The sequence below is a fragment of the Komagataeibacter diospyri genome, assembly GCF_006538165.1.
GTDB lineage: Bacteria > Pseudomonadota > Alphaproteobacteria > Acetobacterales > Acetobacteraceae > Komagataeibacter > Komagataeibacter diospyri.
On sequence record NZ_BDLU01000003.1, the window covers coordinates 35,543 to 52,712 of the forward strand.

The following is a 17,170-nucleotide window of genomic DNA, read 5'->3' on the forward strand; positions in this document are numbered from 1 at the left end:
AGCCAATGGGGTCGAGATCATGAGCAACGAGAAAACGCCTGAATACAAACCCTATCATCATCCGGCAGGGGGATGGGGTGCGGCAGGGGCGACCGCGAAAGTGCTGATGGAACAGAGCGTGTTGGTCAAGGGATCACGCGGGCTGCTGTCCATGAATCAGCCGGGTGGCTTCAAATGTCCCAGTTGCGCCTTCCCTGATCCCGACCATCGCAAAACGCTGGAGTTCTGTGAAAACGGGGCCAAGGCGCTGGCGCATGAGGCAACAAAGGGACGTGTGACGCGGGAATTCTTCGAAAAATACACCGTCACCGAACTGATGCAGAAAAGCGATTACTGGTTGGAAATGCAGGGCCGCCTGACCGAGCCGATGCGCTATGATGCACAAAGCGACCGCTACGTGCCGGTGGCGTGGGATGACGCATTTGCCCTGATCGGCCAGCACCTGCGCGCCCTCGACAGCCCGCATCAGGCTGAGTTTTATACATCGGGCCGCACGGCGAACGAGACCGCGTTCCTGTATTCAATATTCGTGCGCGAATTCGGCACCAATAATTTCCCCGACTGTTCGAACATGTGCCACGAGCCGACCAGCCGTGGCCTGCCGCCCGCCATCGGTATTGGCAAGGGCACGATCGTCATGAGCGATTTCGAGCATGCCGAAGCGATCTTCGTCATAGGGCAGAATACGGGCACCAATTCCCCCCGTATGATGACCAATCTGGTCGAAGCCCGCAAACGCGGCGTGCCGATTGTCCTGATCAACCCCATGCCGGAGCGCGCGCTGATCCGCTTTACGGAACCGCAGGATGTGCTGCAGATGGGCACGTTTGGTTCGACCCCGATTTCCAGTGAATTCATCCATGTGCGCATCGGCGGCGATCTGGCCATCTTCAAGGGCATGATGAGAGCACTTTTTGAAGCGGAAGCACGTGGCGAGAAGGTACTGGATCTCGACTTCATCCATGAACACACGGCGGGCATGGAAGCCCTGCGTGCTGATGTCATGGGGTGTAGCTGGGAAGATATTACCCGGATCTCGGGCATAGCCGAGGACCAGATCCGCAGGATTGCGGATATCTACATGAAATCCAACGCCACGATCATCTGTTACGGCATGGGGCTTACACAGCATCAGGAAGGATCGCGCCTGCTGCAGCAGGTGGCGAACCTGCTTCTGTTGCGCGGCAATTTCGGCAAACCCGGCGCCGGGATCGCACCGATCCGTGGACATTCCAACGTGCAGGGCGACCGCACGGTTGGCATTGATGAAAAACCGACCGATGCTTACCTGGACCGCGTGCGTGATGCCTTCGGGTTTGAACCGCCGCGTGAACATGGTCACCATGTGCTGGAAGCGATCGAAGCCATGGAAGCAGGCACCGCTAGGGTGTTTTTTGGCATGGGGGGCAATTTCATCCGCGCCGTACCGGATACGGACCGTTCCTATGCGGCCATGCGCAACCTCAACCTGACGGTTGGGGTGGCGACCAAGCTGAACCGGGGACATCTGGTGCATGGCAGGGATGCGCTCATCCTGCCGGTTGTCGCCCGCTCGGAAATCATCCGCACGGAAGCAGGCGAGCAGTTTGTAACCATTGAGGACGCCATGGCGAATGTCACGGCATCGCGCGGTGTGTTCGAACCCGTGACCGAACATGTGCGGCCGGAAACGGAGATCGTCTGCCGCATGGCCATGGCGACGCTACCCAACTCCCGCACGCCGTGGGCGGATTATATGGTTGATTACACCCTGATCCGGGACAAGATCGCCGAGGTCTATCCTGAAATCTATGCGGATTTTTCCGAAAGGATCAAAAATCCGCATGGTCTGCACCTCGATATTCCTCCCCGTCGCCGCGTATGGCAGACGCCCAATGGCAAGGCGAATTTCCTTGTGCTGCCGGGGCTGGAAGTCAACGTTCCGGTCAAGGATGCGGCCATGTTACGTCTGGCAACCATTCGTTCGCACGATCAGTACAACACGACCATCTACAGCAATAGTGACCGGTATCGCGGCGTGTACAATACCCGTCTCGTCATCTTCATGAACAGGGATGACATGGCGGAGCGCGGTCTGGTGAACGGGGACGTGATCGGGCTGGAGACCTATAGCGATGACGGGATCAGGCGGTATGTCGATGGCCTGAACGTGCTGGATTACCCGATGCCACGTGGTGCGATTGCCGGATACTACCCGGAACTGAATCCGCTGCTGCCGCTGGATTACTTTGACGGGATCAGTGGAACGCCCGCGGCGAAATCCATTCCGGTAAAGGTTGTGGAAAGTGTTGCATCCGCACCGCCAATCCGGATTGCAGGCTGACAGGGCTGGCGGCCATGGATGACGATAACAGCAGCCGGTCGGTCAGCCCTGTGCAGCCTGTCGACAGGCTTGGCCGCCCGCTGCGCGATCTGCGCATTTCGGTTATGGACCGGTGTAACTTCCGGTGTCCCTACTGCATGCCGGAAGCCACCTATCACGAGGCCTTCCGGTTTCTTGGTCCCAGGGAACGGCTGGATTTTGACGAAATCGAACGGGTTGCGCGCATGGCGGCCGAACTGGGCGTTACCAAAATACGGCTGACGGGTGGCGAGCCCCTCCTGCGGCCCGGCCTGCCCGATCTGGTCAGTCGCCTGAGCGCCCTGCCGGGCATTGAGGATGTCGCCCTGACAACCAATGGCGTCCTGCTGCCCCGTTTTGCGCCAGCATTACGGCGGGCGGGACTGCGGCGCGTGACGGTCAGTCTCGACAGCCTTGATCCAGCCGTGTTCGCTTATATGAGCGGCGGCAGGGGGGACCTGTCTACCGTAATGGAGGGCGTCAACGCCGCGTGTGCCGCCGGGTTTGAAGGTGGCGTCAAGATCAATACCGTGGTCCAGCGGGGCGTGAATGACGCGGGCGTTCCGGATATTCTGGCGCGCTTTCGGAATACCGGTGTGACAGTACGTCTTATTGAATACATGGACGTGGGTAATCGTAACGGGTGGGGCCGTGCCGACGTCGTCCCGTCGCGCGAACTGCGCGCCCGTATTGCAGCCCTCTGGCCCCTTGAACCGCTTCCGCCACGGTATCGCGGCGAAGTGGCCCGACGTTATCGCTACGTCGATGGTGCGGGAGAAATCGGGTTTGTCTCATCAGTAAGCGAGCCGTTCTGTGGAACATGTTCCCGTGCGCGCCTGTCTTCCGATGGGAAGCTTTATGCCTGTCTTTTTGCGACAACTGGCACGGATCTGCGCGGACTGCTGCGCCAGAGTGCCTGCAATGCCGACGTTGATGAACGGCTGCGCACAACCCTGTCACGGATCTGGCACCACCGGACGGATCGCTATAGTGAGGAGCGCACGCACCGGCCCGCATTATGGGCCGATGGAAAAAAGACGTTTTCCCAGGAAAAAATCGAAATGCATTATATCGGGGGATGACGTGAATTTCATGTGCAGACCCCAATGTTTACAGGGGCGCAAGCCATGACAGCATTACTGTACGGGCTGGTCCTTGCTGGTGGTGAAAGTCGCCGCATGGGGCAGGACAAGGCAGCACTGCCTTACGGTGGCCGCCCGCAGCTTGCCCGCGTTTTTGACCTGCTGGACCATCATGTCAGACGCTGTTTCGTCTCGATACGTCCTGACCAGGGCCATGATCCACTCCGGGCGTCCTATCCATGTATTGTGGACAGGCGGGAGATAAAGGAAATGCTGGGTGGCGGCCCGATGCTTGGCGTGCTGTCGGCCCACACGGCGTACCCGGATGTGGCATGGCTGGTCGTGGCCTGCGATCTGCCCATGCTGGATGACAGAACGCTTGCCATCCTTGTTGATGAACGGAACGCGGATCTGGATGCCACGGCCTATCTGAGTGAAAGTGACGGACTGCCTGAGCCGCTCTGCACGATATGGGAGCCCGCGATGCTGGCAGAACTGGCAAAGCGTAAGGCAGACCAGACAATACGGCTGCGTCAGATGCTTGGCGGCCCTGCTATCCGCCTTCTTGAAGTGAAAAAAACAGGTGCGCTGGAAAACGTAAACGCGCCTGATGAACGCGCCCGGGTGCTGGAACGCCTTGGATCTTCTGAACAGGAAGTAAAATGCTCAATATAGAGTTACAGTATTTCGCACAGCTTCAGGATGAGGCAGGACGGGCGCACGAAATACGACAGACCCAGGCCCTTACGGCAACTGCACTATATGACGAACTCCGTAATGCATACGGCTTTGCCCTGGAACCCGCATGTATGCGTGTTGCGATCAATGCTGCGTTCGCTCCATGGGAACAGTCTCTGGCCGAAGGGGACCACGTTGCCTGCATACCGCCGGCGACAGGCGGATGAGCGACTTCATCATGGCGGATGCGCCTGTGGATATCAGTGCACTGCGCAGGATGCTCCTTCTCCCTGAAGCGGGAGGGGTCTGCTCCTTTGAGGGGCGGGTAAGGCAGACGAACGAAGGTCGCGCCATTTCTGGCATTGATTACAGTGCTTTCGGGCCACTGGCGCTGACGGAAGGGCAGGTGATCCTGATGGATGCGAAACAGCATTTTGCCATCCGTCATGCAACCGCCACGCACCGGACTGGCTACCTGCCGGTCGGTGAAACAGCGGTATGGATTGGTGTATCCGCAGCACACCGCGATGCCGCTTTTAATGCCTGTCGTTACATCACTGATGAAATCAGACAGCATGTTCCGGTCTGGAAAAACGAGCATTACGCGAACGGTGTAACCGGCTGGGTGCCGTGCCACACCCTCTGACCATTGAACAGTGCCTGTCTGGATGCATGAGGATGCCGTGATGTCCGCTCTTTTTTATCCGTTAGATGTCAGCGCCCTGTCCCGTCCAGATGAGAAATTCAGCCTGAATGTGGCAGAGGAAGTGCCGGTCGGTCTCATGTTCAACGGGATTTTTCCGTATGGCACGATGATGATGACACCAGCGGATCTGAAAGATTTCGCTTATGGATACTGTATAACAGAACAGGTTGTCAGTTCAGTTGCAGATATCCGTTCGGTGAATGTTGTAGAGGCAGAAGACGGCCTGACCCTTGATATTTTTATAAAAGGCAGGGCACTGACGCAACTCATGCGCCGTAATGTCCGCATGCAGACGGGTCATTCAAGCTGCGGCATATGCGGGAGCGAGACGGTACCGGCATATGATGCTGTGGCCGCAACTCCGCTTGGGGATGGTCCCTGCCTGTCGGTGGCGGCAATACGCAGGGCATTGCATGAACTGCGCAGGTGGCAGACGCTGAATGCGGCGACACGCATGGTCCATGCGGCGGCATGGGCGGATAATAACGGCAGTATTCACACGATCCGGGAAGATGTGGGACGGCATAATGCGCTGGATAAGCTGATCGGCGCGCGGGCCTGTGACCTGGACGTTTTTCACGAAGGCTTCTGCCTGCTGACAAGCCGTTATTCATTTGAGATGGCACTCAAGACCGTGCGGGCAGGTATTGCCGTTGTGGTCGCGATTTCGGCCCCAACATATCGTGCCTTCCTTACTGCGGAAAAGATGAACCAGACCCTGGTCGCCATTGCGCGTCAGGATGAGCAGACACTGTTCTGTGGTGGAAAGCGCCTTACTGGATAGTATTTCACGTTCCCAACAAATAAAGACGCTCCCCTGTTCCGATCATGTCGGAATGGTGGGCGATATGACATCCATAGGAAAATGAACCGGTCCGCTGGCTGCTGGTCAGTCAGTATTCGTGGAGTATGACATGTTTCTCAAGCAGCTGTACTATCTCCGGGAGATAGATAAGTTCAGGAGCTTTTCGAAGGTAGCAGTTGCATGCAACGTATCGTAGCCTTCTCTCTCGCGCGCCATACGCGTCATGGAGGAAGAGCTTGGCGTTATTCCAACATCTGTTCACATCATCCCCCTTCTTATGGATGCGGTAAAGGAGCATATCGGGGATTTTGTATGTGACGTTCTGGTTCTGTCCAACACAGAGATCGTTGGAAAGCTGAATATAAAGCAGCTGGACATTGGCATCACGTATTGCGCGGAGTGCCCTGGTTGTTTGGTCCCGGGGTTTGATGGGTTGGATTGATGATGAATCTTTCTGGCTCTGAAGTCCAGATCCTGCAGATGTATTCATAGGGCGTGAGGCCTTTGAGTGTCTTGAGCCTTCGTCCAAAATTATAGGCGGCTATGAAATCATTGAGGTGAGTCCTCAACTGCTCATGGCTGTCGTAATGGAAGTGTTTGACAGTTGCTTCCCTGATCGTGCGACACGTCCGCTCGACCTGGCCATTGGTCCCGGGGTGATTGGGCTTTGTCAGGCGCTGCTCGATCCCGTTGGCCTCGCAGATCATGTCGAAACGCATGGAACGTGACCATGCCATACCGCGGTTACGAGGCCGCTCGGCGAACTGGATGCCATTGTCGGTCAGGATGGTATGAATCCGGTAGGGCCCGACACGCAGAAGATGTTCGAGAAACGCCCGGGCTGTTCTTCTGTTGGCCTTGTCCGCGAGTTGCACCACCGCAAACCTGCCTGTCCGGTCTATGGCGACGAAAAGATGCTGCTTGCCTTAAGCGGTCTGGACCCCGGCGATGTCGAGGTGGAAGAACCCGATCGGGTAGCGTTTGAAGCGCTGACGCTTCGGTTTGTCCCCTTCACTGTCAGGCAGGCGTGAAATCCCGTGACGCTGAAGACAGCGATGCAGGGCCGAGCGTGTCAGATACGGGATGGTGGCCTGCAATGCATAAAGGCAATCGTCTAGCGGCAGTAAAGCATGCCGACGAAAAGCCACGACCATCGCTTCGTCCGTCCCGGACAGGACCGTTGAGCGCGGCTCTCTGGGGTCGGTCTTCTGATCCCCACCAGTCGGACGCTTCCGCCACTTCGCCACCGTTTTTGGATTGATCCCGAACGCCTCGCTTGGCGCCGAGAGCGCGAAGCCTGCGATCGCTGTATTGCTGCTCGCACCGCGTGCGTGGTCGTGGCGCTGCCATGACGTATCTGTCCCATAATGCTTCCTTCCACTCGCGTGAAAATGCCACACCATCAAACCCCGGGACTAAACAATCAGGCCGCGCGCGTTCTAACAGACAGCCCGGATATTCATCAAAGGTTAATATGCGCGCCGATCGGGAGTTATTTTTGAGTGCGGATTGACAGATACCGCAATGGAGGCGAAATCGTAATACGGTAGTGCCACGAAGTTGGTAGCGTTCCAATCAGGGGAGTCAGGGACATGGAAGCCGCTGCCAAAATCTATACGAGTATTGTTTTTCCGAATATTCTTTCCGGGACCGACCCGCATTTATTCGACCTGCAGAAGACGATGCTTGATGCCACGCTTGATTGCATCAAGGTCCTGTCTGTTGACGGCAGGCTCCTGACCATGAACCGGGCAGGCTGTCTTGCGCTGAATGTACCTCAGGATTCAGCATTTGGGATGCCGTGGCTCTCCTTGCTGCCGGAAGACGTTCATCAACTCGGCAAGGAAGCACTTCAGAAGGCTGCAGAAGGACATAGCGCGCGCTTCCAGGGAAGGAGTGAATCTCCTGACGGGCTCATGTACTGGGACAACCTGCTGACCCCCCTGGTCGATGCGTCCGGTCGTGTGCTCTCGATCCTGTGTGTCTCACGAGACGTGACCACGAAAACGAAGCTGGAAAAGGAACTGGAAGAGTCAATCAATCGGGAGAAGCTGCTTTCCAACGAGATGCAGCATCGCATCAAGAACCTTTTTTCTGTGGTGGCGGGCCTCATTTCCATTGCCGAGAAGGAAGCCGTCAGGAGCAATACGCAGGATACCGCAACACAAATCCTTCGTGAGAAGCTGGGCGCTCTTTCCCGGGCTTCCGATGCAGTCTTTTCGGGAATCGATAGTGGAGTCTGTGATGCGGGCCAGCCTGACCTTGAAACGCTCGTCCGTTCGGTCTTGCAACCCTACGGGGATCGATGCCTGATTGGCGGCCGACAGGCATCCATACCCCGCAAGATTATGACGACTTTTGCTCTCTTTCTCCATGAACTTGCAACCAACTCGGTAAAATACGGGGCACTCAGTACCGACGGTGGCGATGTTACAATCCGGTGGAAGGCAGACGGTGATATGCTTGATCTGACCTGGAGCGAAACCGGCGGCCCGAAAATCGCGGCCTCGCCTGAGAGACGAGGTTTTGGTAGCGCGATGGTGGACCGTATCGTTCAGGCTGCCGGCGGCCGGATCGATAGAATTTGGCGGGCGGAAGGGCTCGTCGCTGATCTACATTTGCCAATTCCAGCTCAGGATTAGGATCTCTCGTTTCCAGAAGGCACATCATCGAGAGGAAGGCGATATTTTTATCTTGCCGCGCCCATGCTGATGGGCACGGACCTTCTGCCATCGGGATTATGTGGAGAGGCGCGACCATCTGCGCCTCAAGCTTGACGGACCGAGCTTTAACGCCCTGATCCTCGTCAACTTCTTCGGCGATGCGGGCTCACCCTGACCACTTCACGGATGTCGGTCATCGCATACGGTCGTGACCAATGATATGCTGTTCCACACTCATGACCGTCGCGGCCTGATGCAGGACGTGGTGACGTGCATCCGCAACCACACTACCATCGACGATGGCCGGGTCTGTGCGTGGTCGTCATGCCGACCGCTACTTTAAGCCGTCCGGGGAAATGGCCCGGCTGGACACCCACCAGATGGTATCGTCTCGCAATGTAAAAGGATCATTGTCTGTTCCTGTTGCCAGCACATCTGCCGCCAGGGGAATAGCGCCTCAACTTCATTGCAATACGATACGGTCTCGTCTATGTGGACCATAACGGCTGCGTTCTGCCGCCGGGTTCCGGAAATGACTGAGGGTGGTCGGTATCCATGCAAACCAGACATACTGGCAGTGAGGTCAGGGGCTATGTGAACCCCCCCTTCTTCCTGACCACCATTTTTCATCTGGTCCTGCACAGGGAAGACAATGCTCCGCCGGGCCCGCACTCCATGCCCGCCGTGAAAAAACCGGGTAGCGCTCCGGGCCTGATCCTGTTCTGCCTGCTGCTGTTGCTCTCCGCATGCCATAAAAAGGTGGCGGTGGAGGAAGTCCGGCCCGTCCGCTCCGTTATTGTCGAACCTGCTCCCGATGCAAATGGGGAGGTCGTGACAGGCCAGGTCGCTGCCCATCAGTCCATCAATCTCGCCTTCCGTCTGCCCGGCAAGGTGGCGGAACGCACGGTTTCTGCAGGCAGCATCGTGCATGCGGGGGATGTGCTGGCGCGGCTGGATGATACGGTGCCGCAGCAGACCCTGCGCACCGCGCTGGCGGAAAACGCCACGGCAAGAGCGGCGCTGGAACAGGCTGCCCCCCTGAAGCAGCGCGCCGCGGCCCTGCTGCCGGTGCAGGCGATTTCGCGCAATGATTATGATGATGCGGTTCGCCGGTACAAAACCGCGCAGGATCAGGTGCAGGCCACGCAGGCACAGGTACGCGTGGCGCAGGAACAGCTTGGCTATGCCCGCCTTGTGGCCCCGGAGGACGGCATCGTAACCGACCGGCTGATGGAAGCGGGGGAGGTGGTGGCGGCAGGCCAGCCGGTGCTGCGCATGGCGGCCAATGACGGGCTGGACGCACAGTTCGACATGCCCGAAGCCCTGGCGCAGTCCCGTCTGGCCGTGGGCATGACCATGAAGGTATGTCTGGACGCGGCCCCTGCGGTATGCGCGCCCGCCGCGATCTATGAAATCGCACCCGATACCGATCCGCTGACCCGTACCTATCATACCAGGGCGCTGCTGCGCGCCACGCGGGACACGATGCCGCTGGGGGCGGTGGTGACGGGGCATCTGTCCATGCCATCGGCGCCAGCCGTCCATCTGCCTCCCGCGGCCCTGACCATGCAGGATGGCAGACCTGCCGTATGGATCATCGCCCCCGACAGGCTGCGTGTATCCCAACGCCCCGTCACCATCGCACGCTATGGCACCGATGATGTGGTGATCGCATCTGGCCTGAACGCCGGGGACAGGGTGGTGACAGCGGGCGTGCAGGCGCTGTATCCGCAAGAAAAGGTCAGCCTGCTGGATGAAGCCGATGTCCGCCCCTGAGCCACGCGCGCCGGGGGGCATAAACCTGTCCGACTGGTCCATCCGCCATCGCGCGCTGGTCCTGTTCTTCATGATCCTGATCGGTGTTGCGGGCATCCAGTCCTACTTCAGACTGGGCCGGAATGAAGACCCGCCCTTTACCGTCAAGACCATGGTGGTGGAAGCGTTCCTGCCCGGTGCCTCGGTGGAGGAAACCACCCATCAGCTGACCGAGCGCATCGAGAAGAAGCTGCAGGAAACACCCGACCTCGATTACATCAAAAGCTATACGCTGGCGGGCAAGACCACGATTTTCGTCAACCTGCTGTCGGGTGCGCCCAAGGCGGAAGTGCCCGATATCTGGTACCAGGTGCGCAAGAAGGTGGGCGATATCAGGGCCCAGTTGCCGCAGGGCACGGTCGGCCCGTTCTTTGATGACGAGTTCGGTGATACCTACGGAATCATCTACGGCTTTACCGCCGACGGGTTTTCCCATCGTGACCTGCGTGACTATGTCGAGACGGTGCGCGACGCGCTGCTGCATGTGCCTGATGTCGCCAAGATCGACACGCTGGGCGCGCAGGATGAGAAGATCTATGTCGATTTTTCTACCCACCACCTGGCCCGGCTGGGCATAAACGGGGCGACGATCGCCGCCGCCCTGCTGGCGCAGAACGCCACGGTGCCATCCGGCGTGATCGATACCGGGCGCGAGCAGATACAGGTCCAGCCTACCGGGCAGTTCGGATCGGTCGCGGATATTGCCAATGTCACGGTCTATGCAGGCAACCGCAAGGTCCGGCTGGGTGACATTGCCACCATCACCCGCACCTATTCCGATCCACCACAGACCATGTTCCGCGTGGGCGGGCATGACGCGATCGGCCTGGCCCTGTCCATGCGCAGCGGTGGCAACGTGCTGGAACTGGAAAAGAACATCACGGCGAAAATGGCCGAACTGCATGCCCGCATGCCCATCGGGATCGAGGCGCATCTGGTCGCCAACCAGCCCAGGGTCGTGCATGACGCGGTGGGCGATTTTACCGAAGCCCTGTTCGAGGCCATCGCCATCGTGCTGGGCATAAGCTTTCTCAGCCTCGGTGGCCGCGCGGGCACGGTGGTCGCGTTCTGCATTCCCTTCGTGCTGGCGGTGGTATTCGTGTGCATGAAGCTGTTCGGCATCGACCTGCAGCGCGTCTCGCTCGGCGCGCTGATCATCGCCCTCGGCCTGCTGGTCGATGACGCCATGATTACGGTGGAGAGCATGGTCAGCAAGCTGGAGGAAGGCTGGACCCTGACGCGGGCTGCGACTTACGCTTATGTCTCGACCGCGTTCCCCATGTTGACCGGAACCCTTGTAACCGTGGCGGGATTCATCCCGGTCGGGTTCGCGAAAAGTGTGGCAGGGGAATACACGTTCTCCCTGTTCGCCGTGGTGGGCATGGCGCTGATCGCGTCATGGTTCGTGGCCGTGCTGGTGGCCCCGCTGGTGGGTGTGACCATTCTCAGGCAGCGCCCGGCAGCAGCGCCCCATGCCCCGCCGGAAGGGCGGCTACTGCGCGTGTTCAGCCGCGTGTTGCTGTTCACCATGCGTCGACCGCGTGCGACCGTGCTGGCCAGCCTTGCGGCGCTGGTCGTGGCCATTGCGCTCTCGCCGCTGGTGCCGCGACAGTTCTTCCCGTCATCCGACCGGCCGGAACTGCTGGTTGACCTTTCGCTGCGGCAGGGTGCGTCGATCAGGGCGACGGCGGATGTGTCGCGCCGTCTGGACGGCATCCTGCGCAATGATCCCGATATTGACCACTGGAGTTCCTATGTCGGGCGCGGGGCCGTGCGCTTTTACCTGTCGCTTAATGAGCAGTTGCCCAATGTTTTCTTTACCCAGACCGTCATTGTTGCAAAAAGTGCCATGGCGCGCGACCGGCTGCGCAGGCGACTGGACGTGGCGTTAAGCCGCGACATGCCCGATGTGGTGCATGGACTGTTCCCGCTGGAACTGGGGCCGCCGGTGGGCTGGCCGGTGCAGTACCGCGTGACGGGCCGCGATCCGGACCGGGTGTGGCATTACGCGCATGACGTGGCGAAGATCATGGCCGACAGCAACCAGTTGCACATGGTCAATTTCGACTGGGGCGACCCCGCGCGCAAGCTGAAGATCGACGTGCGGCAGGATGAAGCGCACCGTCTGGGCCTGTCATCGGGAGCGATTGCGCTGGCCATCAATTCGGCGGTGACCGGGCTTACGGCGACACAGGTGCGCGACAGCATCTATCTGGTCGATGTCGTGCTGCGCGCCAACCATGCCCAGCGTCTGTCGATCGAGGACCTGCGCAACCTCGACATCCGCCTGCCCAATGACCAGACGGTGCCATTGTCCACCGTGGCCAGCGTCTCCTACGTCGAGGATTATCCCCTGATCTGGCGGCGTGACCGGCTGCCGACCCTGACCATACAGGCGCAGCTCCGTGACGGGGTGCAGGCGGATACGGCCGTTGCCACGCTGGCCCGGAAAATCGCGGCGTTCAACGCGGGTCTGCCATCAGGCTACCATGTCGCGGTGGGTGGCACGGTAGAGGAAAGTGCCAGATCCCAGAAATCCGTCATTGCCGTCGTGCCACTCATGGTCCTGGTCATGCTGGGCGTGCTGATGATCCAGTTGCAGGACTTCAGGCGTCTGGCGCTGGTCATCAGTGTTGCGCCCTTCGGCCTGATCGGGGTGGTCGGCGCGCTGTTCCTGACCCAGCGTCCGATGGGGTTCATCGCCATGCTGGGACTGGTGGCGCTGATTGGCATGATCATCCGTAACTCGGTCATTCTGGTGCATCAGATCCAGATCGAGAAGGATCTGGGACAATCGGAATGGGATGCGGTGATGAATGCCGCCAGGATCCGCTTCCGCCCCATCATGCTGACGGCTGTCGCGGCCATCCTTGGCATGCTGCCGATTGCATCGAGCGTGTTCTGGGGGCCAATGGCCGATGTCATCATGGGCGGGCTTGCCGTAGCGACAGTGCTGACGCTGATCTTCCTGCCTTCGCTATACGTGCTGTGGTTCCGGGTGAAGGAAACACCATCGCCGCAGCTTGGGGAGGCCACCCGATGAAACGCACCGCGATCCTCCTGCTACCCGTGCTGCTGGCGGGCTGCGCATGGCTGGCGCCGGCCTATCACCGGCCACGGATGCCCATGCCCGATAAATGGGGCACGCAGCAGGCCGCTACCGTGCCAGATGGCGGCGAATGGTGGCGCAGCTATGGAGACCCGGTTCTGGACGCGCTGGTGGCGGAAGCGCTGAAGAACAATGATGACCTTGCGCTGGCCGGATCAAAGCTGCAGCAGGCGCGGGCACAGTATAAATATGCTTTCGCCAACCAGTTGCCTTCCATTTCGGTTGCGGGGTCAGACGCCTATGGTCGCCTGCACCTGAAGGATGACCTGCCTGTTGCGCACAAGATGAGCAACCTTGGCTTCGTCGGCGGCATGCTGAATTATGAAGCGGATTTCTGGGGCAAGAATGCCAGTCTGAGCAAGGCGGCGAAAGCGGGCGTTAAGGCGGCGGGTTATGGGCACGAGGCCGCCCGGCTGTCCATCGCTGCCGCAACCGCAAAGCTGTATTTCAGCCTGCGCGCGCTGGATCGGCAACGCGAGATTCTGCAACAGACCATCCAGACCCGGACGGCACTCCTGGCGCTTGTGCAGCGCCAGCATGAGGTGGGCGCGGTGGACGCGCTGGTGGTGCAGAATGTAACCGAGCAGCGTGACGCCGCCCAGGCTGCCCTGCCGGATGTGGAGGATCAGCGCGGCAAGGCGGAAAGCGCGCTGGCCGTCATGCTGGGCCGCTCGCCCCAGCAGATCATCGGGCAGGCAATGGAGCGGGGCAGGGACATAGACGCGTTGACAATCCCCATCCCGACGCCGCCGGAAATTCCGTCCACCCTGCTGGAACGCAGGCCCGACATCGCCATGCATGAACAGACGCTGATCGCGAGCAACTTCAACATCGGCTTTGCGCGCGCGGCCTATTTTCCCACCATTTCGCTGGCCAGTCTGGCAGGGGTGAACAACATCGACATCGACAACCTGTATCGCGCCACCACGCGGTCATGGACGCTGGCGGCCTCCATGGCGGCGCCGGTGATGGATTTTGGCCGCACGGCAAGCGGCGTCAAACTGGCGAAAGCCGAGAAGAACGAGCAGATCATCCTGTATAAGCAGAGTATCCGCGCGGCCTTCAAGGAAGTGCATGACGCCCTGCTGGAACAGAACAATGCCCATGAGCGCGAACAGGGCGACGGAGACAGGGAGACAGCCGCCGAAAAAACCGTGGAACTGACGCAGCTGCGGCTGGAACACGGCTATTCCAGCAGGCTGGATGTGCTTTCCGCACAGGTACTCGCGCAGCAGGCGGAACTGGCGCATACGACAGCACTGCTGTCCAGCCTTGATGCGTCGGTTGACATGTACCGGGCGATCGGAGGCGGATTTGACACCAGCGCCCCGCAGGACAGGAAGCAGAAATAACGGTGGGGCAGAGGGCCTGCGTCCCGGCTATGGGTGCATGCCAGAAGAAACCAGACCGTGTCTTTTACCGGCTCCGTTTGCCGGACGGACTGAAAGCGGGGGCCGCCAGTATGCCCGTCATGAAGGCACGCCAGGCGTGGTCGAGGTAGGCGTCGCGCTCCTCTGCCGTTGTCAGGATCCTGCGTCCAAACAGCATCTGCTGGTGGGGACCGCCAAGGCAGAGCGTGGCAAGCATCTGGCTGGTTTCTTCAAGGTCACAACCCACCTTCAGAAGACCCGCCCTGGAGACAGCGGTCAGGAGCTTGCACGTCAGTTTTTCAAGCGGCTCAAAGATATGGGCACCGGCATGGTTCACCAGATCCGGAAAACGCCACCCTTCCGCGATGAAGGTGCGGCTTAGCGAAAGTGTTTCGGGGCTGAGAATCAGATCAAGCAGCATCCGCATGGTTTTGTACAGCGCCTGTAGCGGATCGCTGGAAACCATTTCATCTGACGGGGAAGCGGCGAGCAGGAAGCTGTTTCCCAGTTCGGAAATGACCGTCTTGAACAGGTTTTCCTTGGAAGGATGCCGCCGGTAGATGGTCTGCTTGCCGACCTTGGCCACGGCCGCGATCTGTTCGACGGATGTGGCCGCGTAGCCCTGCTCCCCAAACAGTCGGGTGGCGGTTTTCAGGATAAGGGCGTCCAGTTCTTCCGACATGCGACTGTCGGGCCGACCTGAAAATTTCTTCTTTCTGTCCTGATCCGCCATTCGACCTCCTGTCCGCAGTCCCATCCGATTATAGGGGACGAAATCCTCCCGCAAGGGCTTTCGACAGGACCGACATCCCGTTTGGCGCAGAAAGAAGACATTATCCTGTTCGCCTGCATTCCATGAATAACGCATCCAGATGACGGTCATGGGAGCTTAACAACCTGTCTGAAAATCAGGGCGTATCGCTGTCTTTGCCCGATGCATATTCCTTCCGCTATAAGGTGATCAGTTTACTGGTTCGGAGGCTGTCGGGTTGGGGTAACGGCCTGTGGATATCTGCGGTAAGTTTTCAGGATGAGCAGTTTCATCCTGTTTGACCGGTTGTAACCGTATCTTCTGCCGCCGGATCTGAAGTCCTGGCTGCCTGCAGACGATGTAGCGCATTTTATCGTGGCGGCGGTGGAGCGGATGCCGCCAGGGACATTTTCAGTGCCACGGCGGACTGGCGGCAAGGCGCAGTATCATCCGCGCCTGATGCTGGCGCTGCTGATCTACGCCTATGCGAACGGCGTATTCTCATCGCGTCGGACCGAACGGGCGACGTATCGTGATATCGGCATGCGCTTTGTGGCGGCGAACCTGCATCCTGACCATGACACGATCGCGACGTTCCGGCGCGGCAACCGCGTGGCGATCGAGGCGGCATTCATGCATGTGCTGGAACTGGCACGCGAGACGGGGTTGGTGCGGCTGGGCACGGTGTCGATCGACGGCACGAAGATCGATGCCAATGCTTCGAAATACCGTTCCATCCGTTATGACCGCGCGAAAGAACTACGCGAGAAACTGGCCACCGACATCGCCACCCTGATGGAGCGGGCAGAGGCAGCAGATGCGACCGAAACGGATCATCAGGCCTTGCCGGACGAACTGGCCGCCGCGAGGTTCTGAAGGCAAAACTGGATGAAGCCTGCGCGCGGCTGGAAGCGGTGCCCGCAAGCAGGGCGAGGCCGCCAGGCCCGAGTATGAACGTAGGAAAGCGGCCTTTGATGCGAAGCGGGGACGGCGCGGCCGCCTGCCGAAAGAGCCGGACGATAAACCGCCGCCAGACCGGCAGATCAACCTGACCGATCCGGACAGCAAACTGATGCGTCGCTCTGACGCGCATGAATACCGTCAAGCCTACAACGCCCAGGCCGTGGTTTGCGCCGAGAGTGGCCAGTTGATCGTGGGTTATGGGGTCGTCACGACCACGGCGGACGCGCCCGGCTTCGCCGCCACCATCCTGGGCATGGAGAAAAGGATCGGCCTGCCACGAACCGTCCTCACCGACACGGGTTTCGCCAGCGGCAAAGCCATCGGAACGTTGCAGGCCAGCGGCGTGGATCCGCTGGTCGCCATCGGACGCCCTGTGGATTGGCGCCCTTATGACTTCCGGCCAGAACCGCCACCCAGGGCGTCGCGCCGGATCACCGAACCCTGGCGCCTGGACATGAAGGCCAGGCTGCAACAGAACCCGGCAAAGGCCCTTTACGCCTTACGCAAGCAGACCGTCGAACCGGTCTTCAGCATCATCAAGAGCGCCATGGGCTTCACCCGCTTCCATCTCCGCGGCCTCGCCAACGTCGCAACCGAATGGACGCTCGTCGCCCTCGCATACAATTGCCGCAGGATCACGCGACTGATGGCCGCATAAACCCCGTTGCCTCTTCCCCTCACTCACCATGACAGCAGAGGCCTATCCGACAGCCTGCCAGGGGCTATTCAGGTCATTTTTGGCTGCCTGTCCCCCCCCGTCGTCCGGATGAGGCACGTTTCCATGCGGCTTAACAGCCCGCAAACGTGTCGGCACCCGGGAAACCATTGTACAGGTTATCAAAGGAGCGGTTTTCGGCAAAGATTACGACAACGGTCTGGATCTGGTC

The 17,170-nt window shown here is 59.6% G+C and carries 12 protein-coding genes and 2 pseudogenes; 12 read left to right on the top strand and 2 right to left on the bottom strand.

Features of this window, described 5'->3' with window-relative positions; translation table 11 throughout:
- Positions 1 to 19 precede the first annotated feature (19 nt).
- From MSKU9_RS00605 to fdhD, 6 genes are read left to right on the top strand one after another with little or no spacing between them, the layout of a single operon-like run.
- A complete protein-coding gene (locus MSKU9_RS00605) occupies positions 20 to 2,323 on the top strand; it encodes an FdhF/YdeP family oxidoreductase (protein ID WP_141259431.1) in 2,304 nt (767 codons plus the stop codon).
- Positions 2,324 to 2,337: 14 nt separating this feature from the next.
- Positions 2,338 to 3,423, top strand: coding sequence for a GTP 3',8-cyclase MoaA (gene moaA / locus MSKU9_RS00610; protein ID WP_141259432.1), 1,086 nt, complete (start codon positions 2,338 to 2,340; stop codon positions 3,421 to 3,423).
- A gap of 45 nt (positions 3,424 to 3,468) precedes the next feature.
- On the top strand, positions 3,469 to 4,098 hold the full coding sequence (locus MSKU9_RS00615; RefSeq protein WP_193557599.1) for an NTP transferase domain-containing protein: 630 nt from the start codon (positions 3,469 to 3,471) through the stop codon (positions 4,096 to 4,098).
- Positions 4,086 to 4,328, top strand: a complete 243-nt coding sequence (locus MSKU9_RS00620; RefSeq protein WP_141259434.1) for a MoaD/ThiS family protein — start codon at positions 4,086 to 4,088, stop codon at positions 4,326 to 4,328. The genes MSKU9_RS00615 and MSKU9_RS00620 overlap by 13 nt, the downstream gene beginning before the upstream one ends.
- Positions 4,325 to 4,747 (top strand): molybdenum cofactor biosynthesis protein MoaE, encoded by a 423-nt coding sequence (locus tag MSKU9_RS00625; RefSeq protein WP_141259435.1) that lies wholly within the window; start codon positions 4,325 to 4,327, stop codon positions 4,745 to 4,747. Before MSKU9_RS00620 ends, MSKU9_RS00625 begins: the two co-directional genes overlap by 4 nt.
- Before the next feature lie 40 nt (positions 4,748 to 4,787).
- Positions 4,788 to 5,591: a formate dehydrogenase accessory sulfurtransferase FdhD gene (gene fdhD / locus MSKU9_RS00630; protein WP_141259436.1), complete on the top strand. Its 804-nt coding sequence runs from the start codon at positions 4,788 to 4,790 to the stop codon at positions 5,589 to 5,591.
- Between the two features lie 404 nt (positions 5,592 to 5,995).
- Here the strand turns inward: fdhD and MSKU9_RS00640 are convergent.
- Positions 5,996 to 6,978, bottom strand: a pseudogene (locus MSKU9_RS00640) (IS481 family transposase).
- Positions 6,979 to 7,204: 226 nt separating this feature from the next.
- Between MSKU9_RS00640 and MSKU9_RS00645 the strand changes: the two are divergent.
- From MSKU9_RS00645 to MSKU9_RS00660, 5 genes are all read left to right on the top strand, one after another.
- Complete coding sequence (locus tag MSKU9_RS00645) at positions 7,205 to 8,254, top strand: PAS domain-containing protein (RefSeq protein ID WP_141259437.1); 1,050 nt, start codon at positions 7,205 to 7,207, stop codon at positions 8,252 to 8,254.
- Positions 8,255 to 8,483: 229 nt separating this feature from the next.
- Positions 8,484 to 8,618, top strand: coding sequence for a hypothetical protein (locus MSKU9_RS18700; protein ID WP_264371828.1), 135 nt, complete (start codon positions 8,484 to 8,486; stop codon positions 8,616 to 8,618).
- 212 nt (positions 8,619 to 8,830) lie between these two features.
- Complete coding sequence (locus MSKU9_RS00650) at positions 8,831 to 10,051, top strand: efflux RND transporter periplasmic adaptor subunit (protein ID WP_141259438.1); 1,221 nt, start codon at positions 8,831 to 8,833, stop codon at positions 10,049 to 10,051.
- Entirely contained in the window at positions 10,029 to 13,133 is a 3,105-nt protein-coding gene (locus MSKU9_RS00655; protein ID WP_141259439.1) for an efflux RND transporter permease subunit, read from the top strand. Before MSKU9_RS00650 ends, MSKU9_RS00655 begins: the two co-directional genes overlap by 23 nt.
- The gene (locus MSKU9_RS00660) at positions 13,130 to 14,551 is read left to right on the top strand and encodes an efflux transporter outer membrane subunit (RefSeq protein ID WP_141259440.1); all 1,422 of its coding nucleotides are present in this window, start codon (positions 13,130 to 13,132) and stop codon (positions 14,549 to 14,551) included. The genes MSKU9_RS00655 and MSKU9_RS00660 overlap by 4 nt, the downstream gene beginning before the upstream one ends.
- A 64-nt stretch (positions 14,552 to 14,615) precedes the next feature.
- On the opposite strand, the gene MSKU9_RS00665 is transcribed toward MSKU9_RS00660, so the two are convergent.
- Entirely contained in the window at positions 14,616 to 15,302 is a 687-nt protein-coding gene (locus tag MSKU9_RS00665; RefSeq protein WP_141259441.1) for a TetR/AcrR family transcriptional regulator, read from the bottom strand.
- Between the two features lie 339 nt (positions 15,303 to 15,641).
- Between MSKU9_RS00665 and MSKU9_RS00670 the strand changes: the two are divergent.
- A pseudogene (locus MSKU9_RS00670) lies at positions 15,642 to 16,941 on the top strand (transposase).
- Positions 16,942 to 17,170: the final 229 nt, after the last annotated feature.

Bases quoted from the DNA above. Each gene is read 5' to 3' on its own strand.
- MSKU9_RS00605 (WP_141259431.1), top strand. From the start codon at position 20: ATGAGCAACGAGAAAACGCCTGAATACAAACCCTATCATCATCCGGCA.
- moaA (WP_141259432.1), top strand. From the start codon at position 2,338: ATGGATGACGATAACAGCAGCCGGTCGGTCAGCCCTGTGCAGCCTGTC.
- MSKU9_RS00615 (WP_193557599.1), top strand. From the start codon at position 3,469: ATGACAGCATTACTGTACGGGCTGGTCCTTGCTGGTGGTGAAAGTCGC.
- MSKU9_RS00620 (WP_141259434.1), top strand. From the start codon at position 4,086: ATGCTCAATATAGAGTTACAGTATTTCGCACAGCTTCAGGATGAGGCA.
- MSKU9_RS00625 (WP_141259435.1), top strand. From the start codon at position 4,325: ATGAGCGACTTCATCATGGCGGATGCGCCTGTGGATATCAGTGCACTG.
- fdhD (WP_141259436.1), top strand. From the start codon at position 4,788: ATGTCCGCTCTTTTTTATCCGTTAGATGTCAGCGCCCTGTCCCGTCCA.
- MSKU9_RS00645 (WP_141259437.1), top strand. From the start codon at position 7,205: ATGGAAGCCGCTGCCAAAATCTATACGAGTATTGTTTTTCCGAATATT.
- MSKU9_RS00650 (WP_141259438.1), top strand. From the start codon at position 8,831: ATGCAAACCAGACATACTGGCAGTGAGGTCAGGGGCTATGTGAACCCC.
- MSKU9_RS00655 (WP_141259439.1), top strand. From the start codon at position 10,029: ATGAAGCCGATGTCCGCCCCTGAGCCACGCGCGCCGGGGGGCATAAAC.
- MSKU9_RS00660 (WP_141259440.1), top strand. From the start codon at position 13,130: ATGAAACGCACCGCGATCCTCCTGCTACCCGTGCTGCTGGCGGGCTGC.
- MSKU9_RS00665 (WP_141259441.1), bottom strand. From the start codon at position 15,302: ATGGCGGATCAGGACAGAAAGAAGAAATTTTCAGGTCGGCCCGACAGT.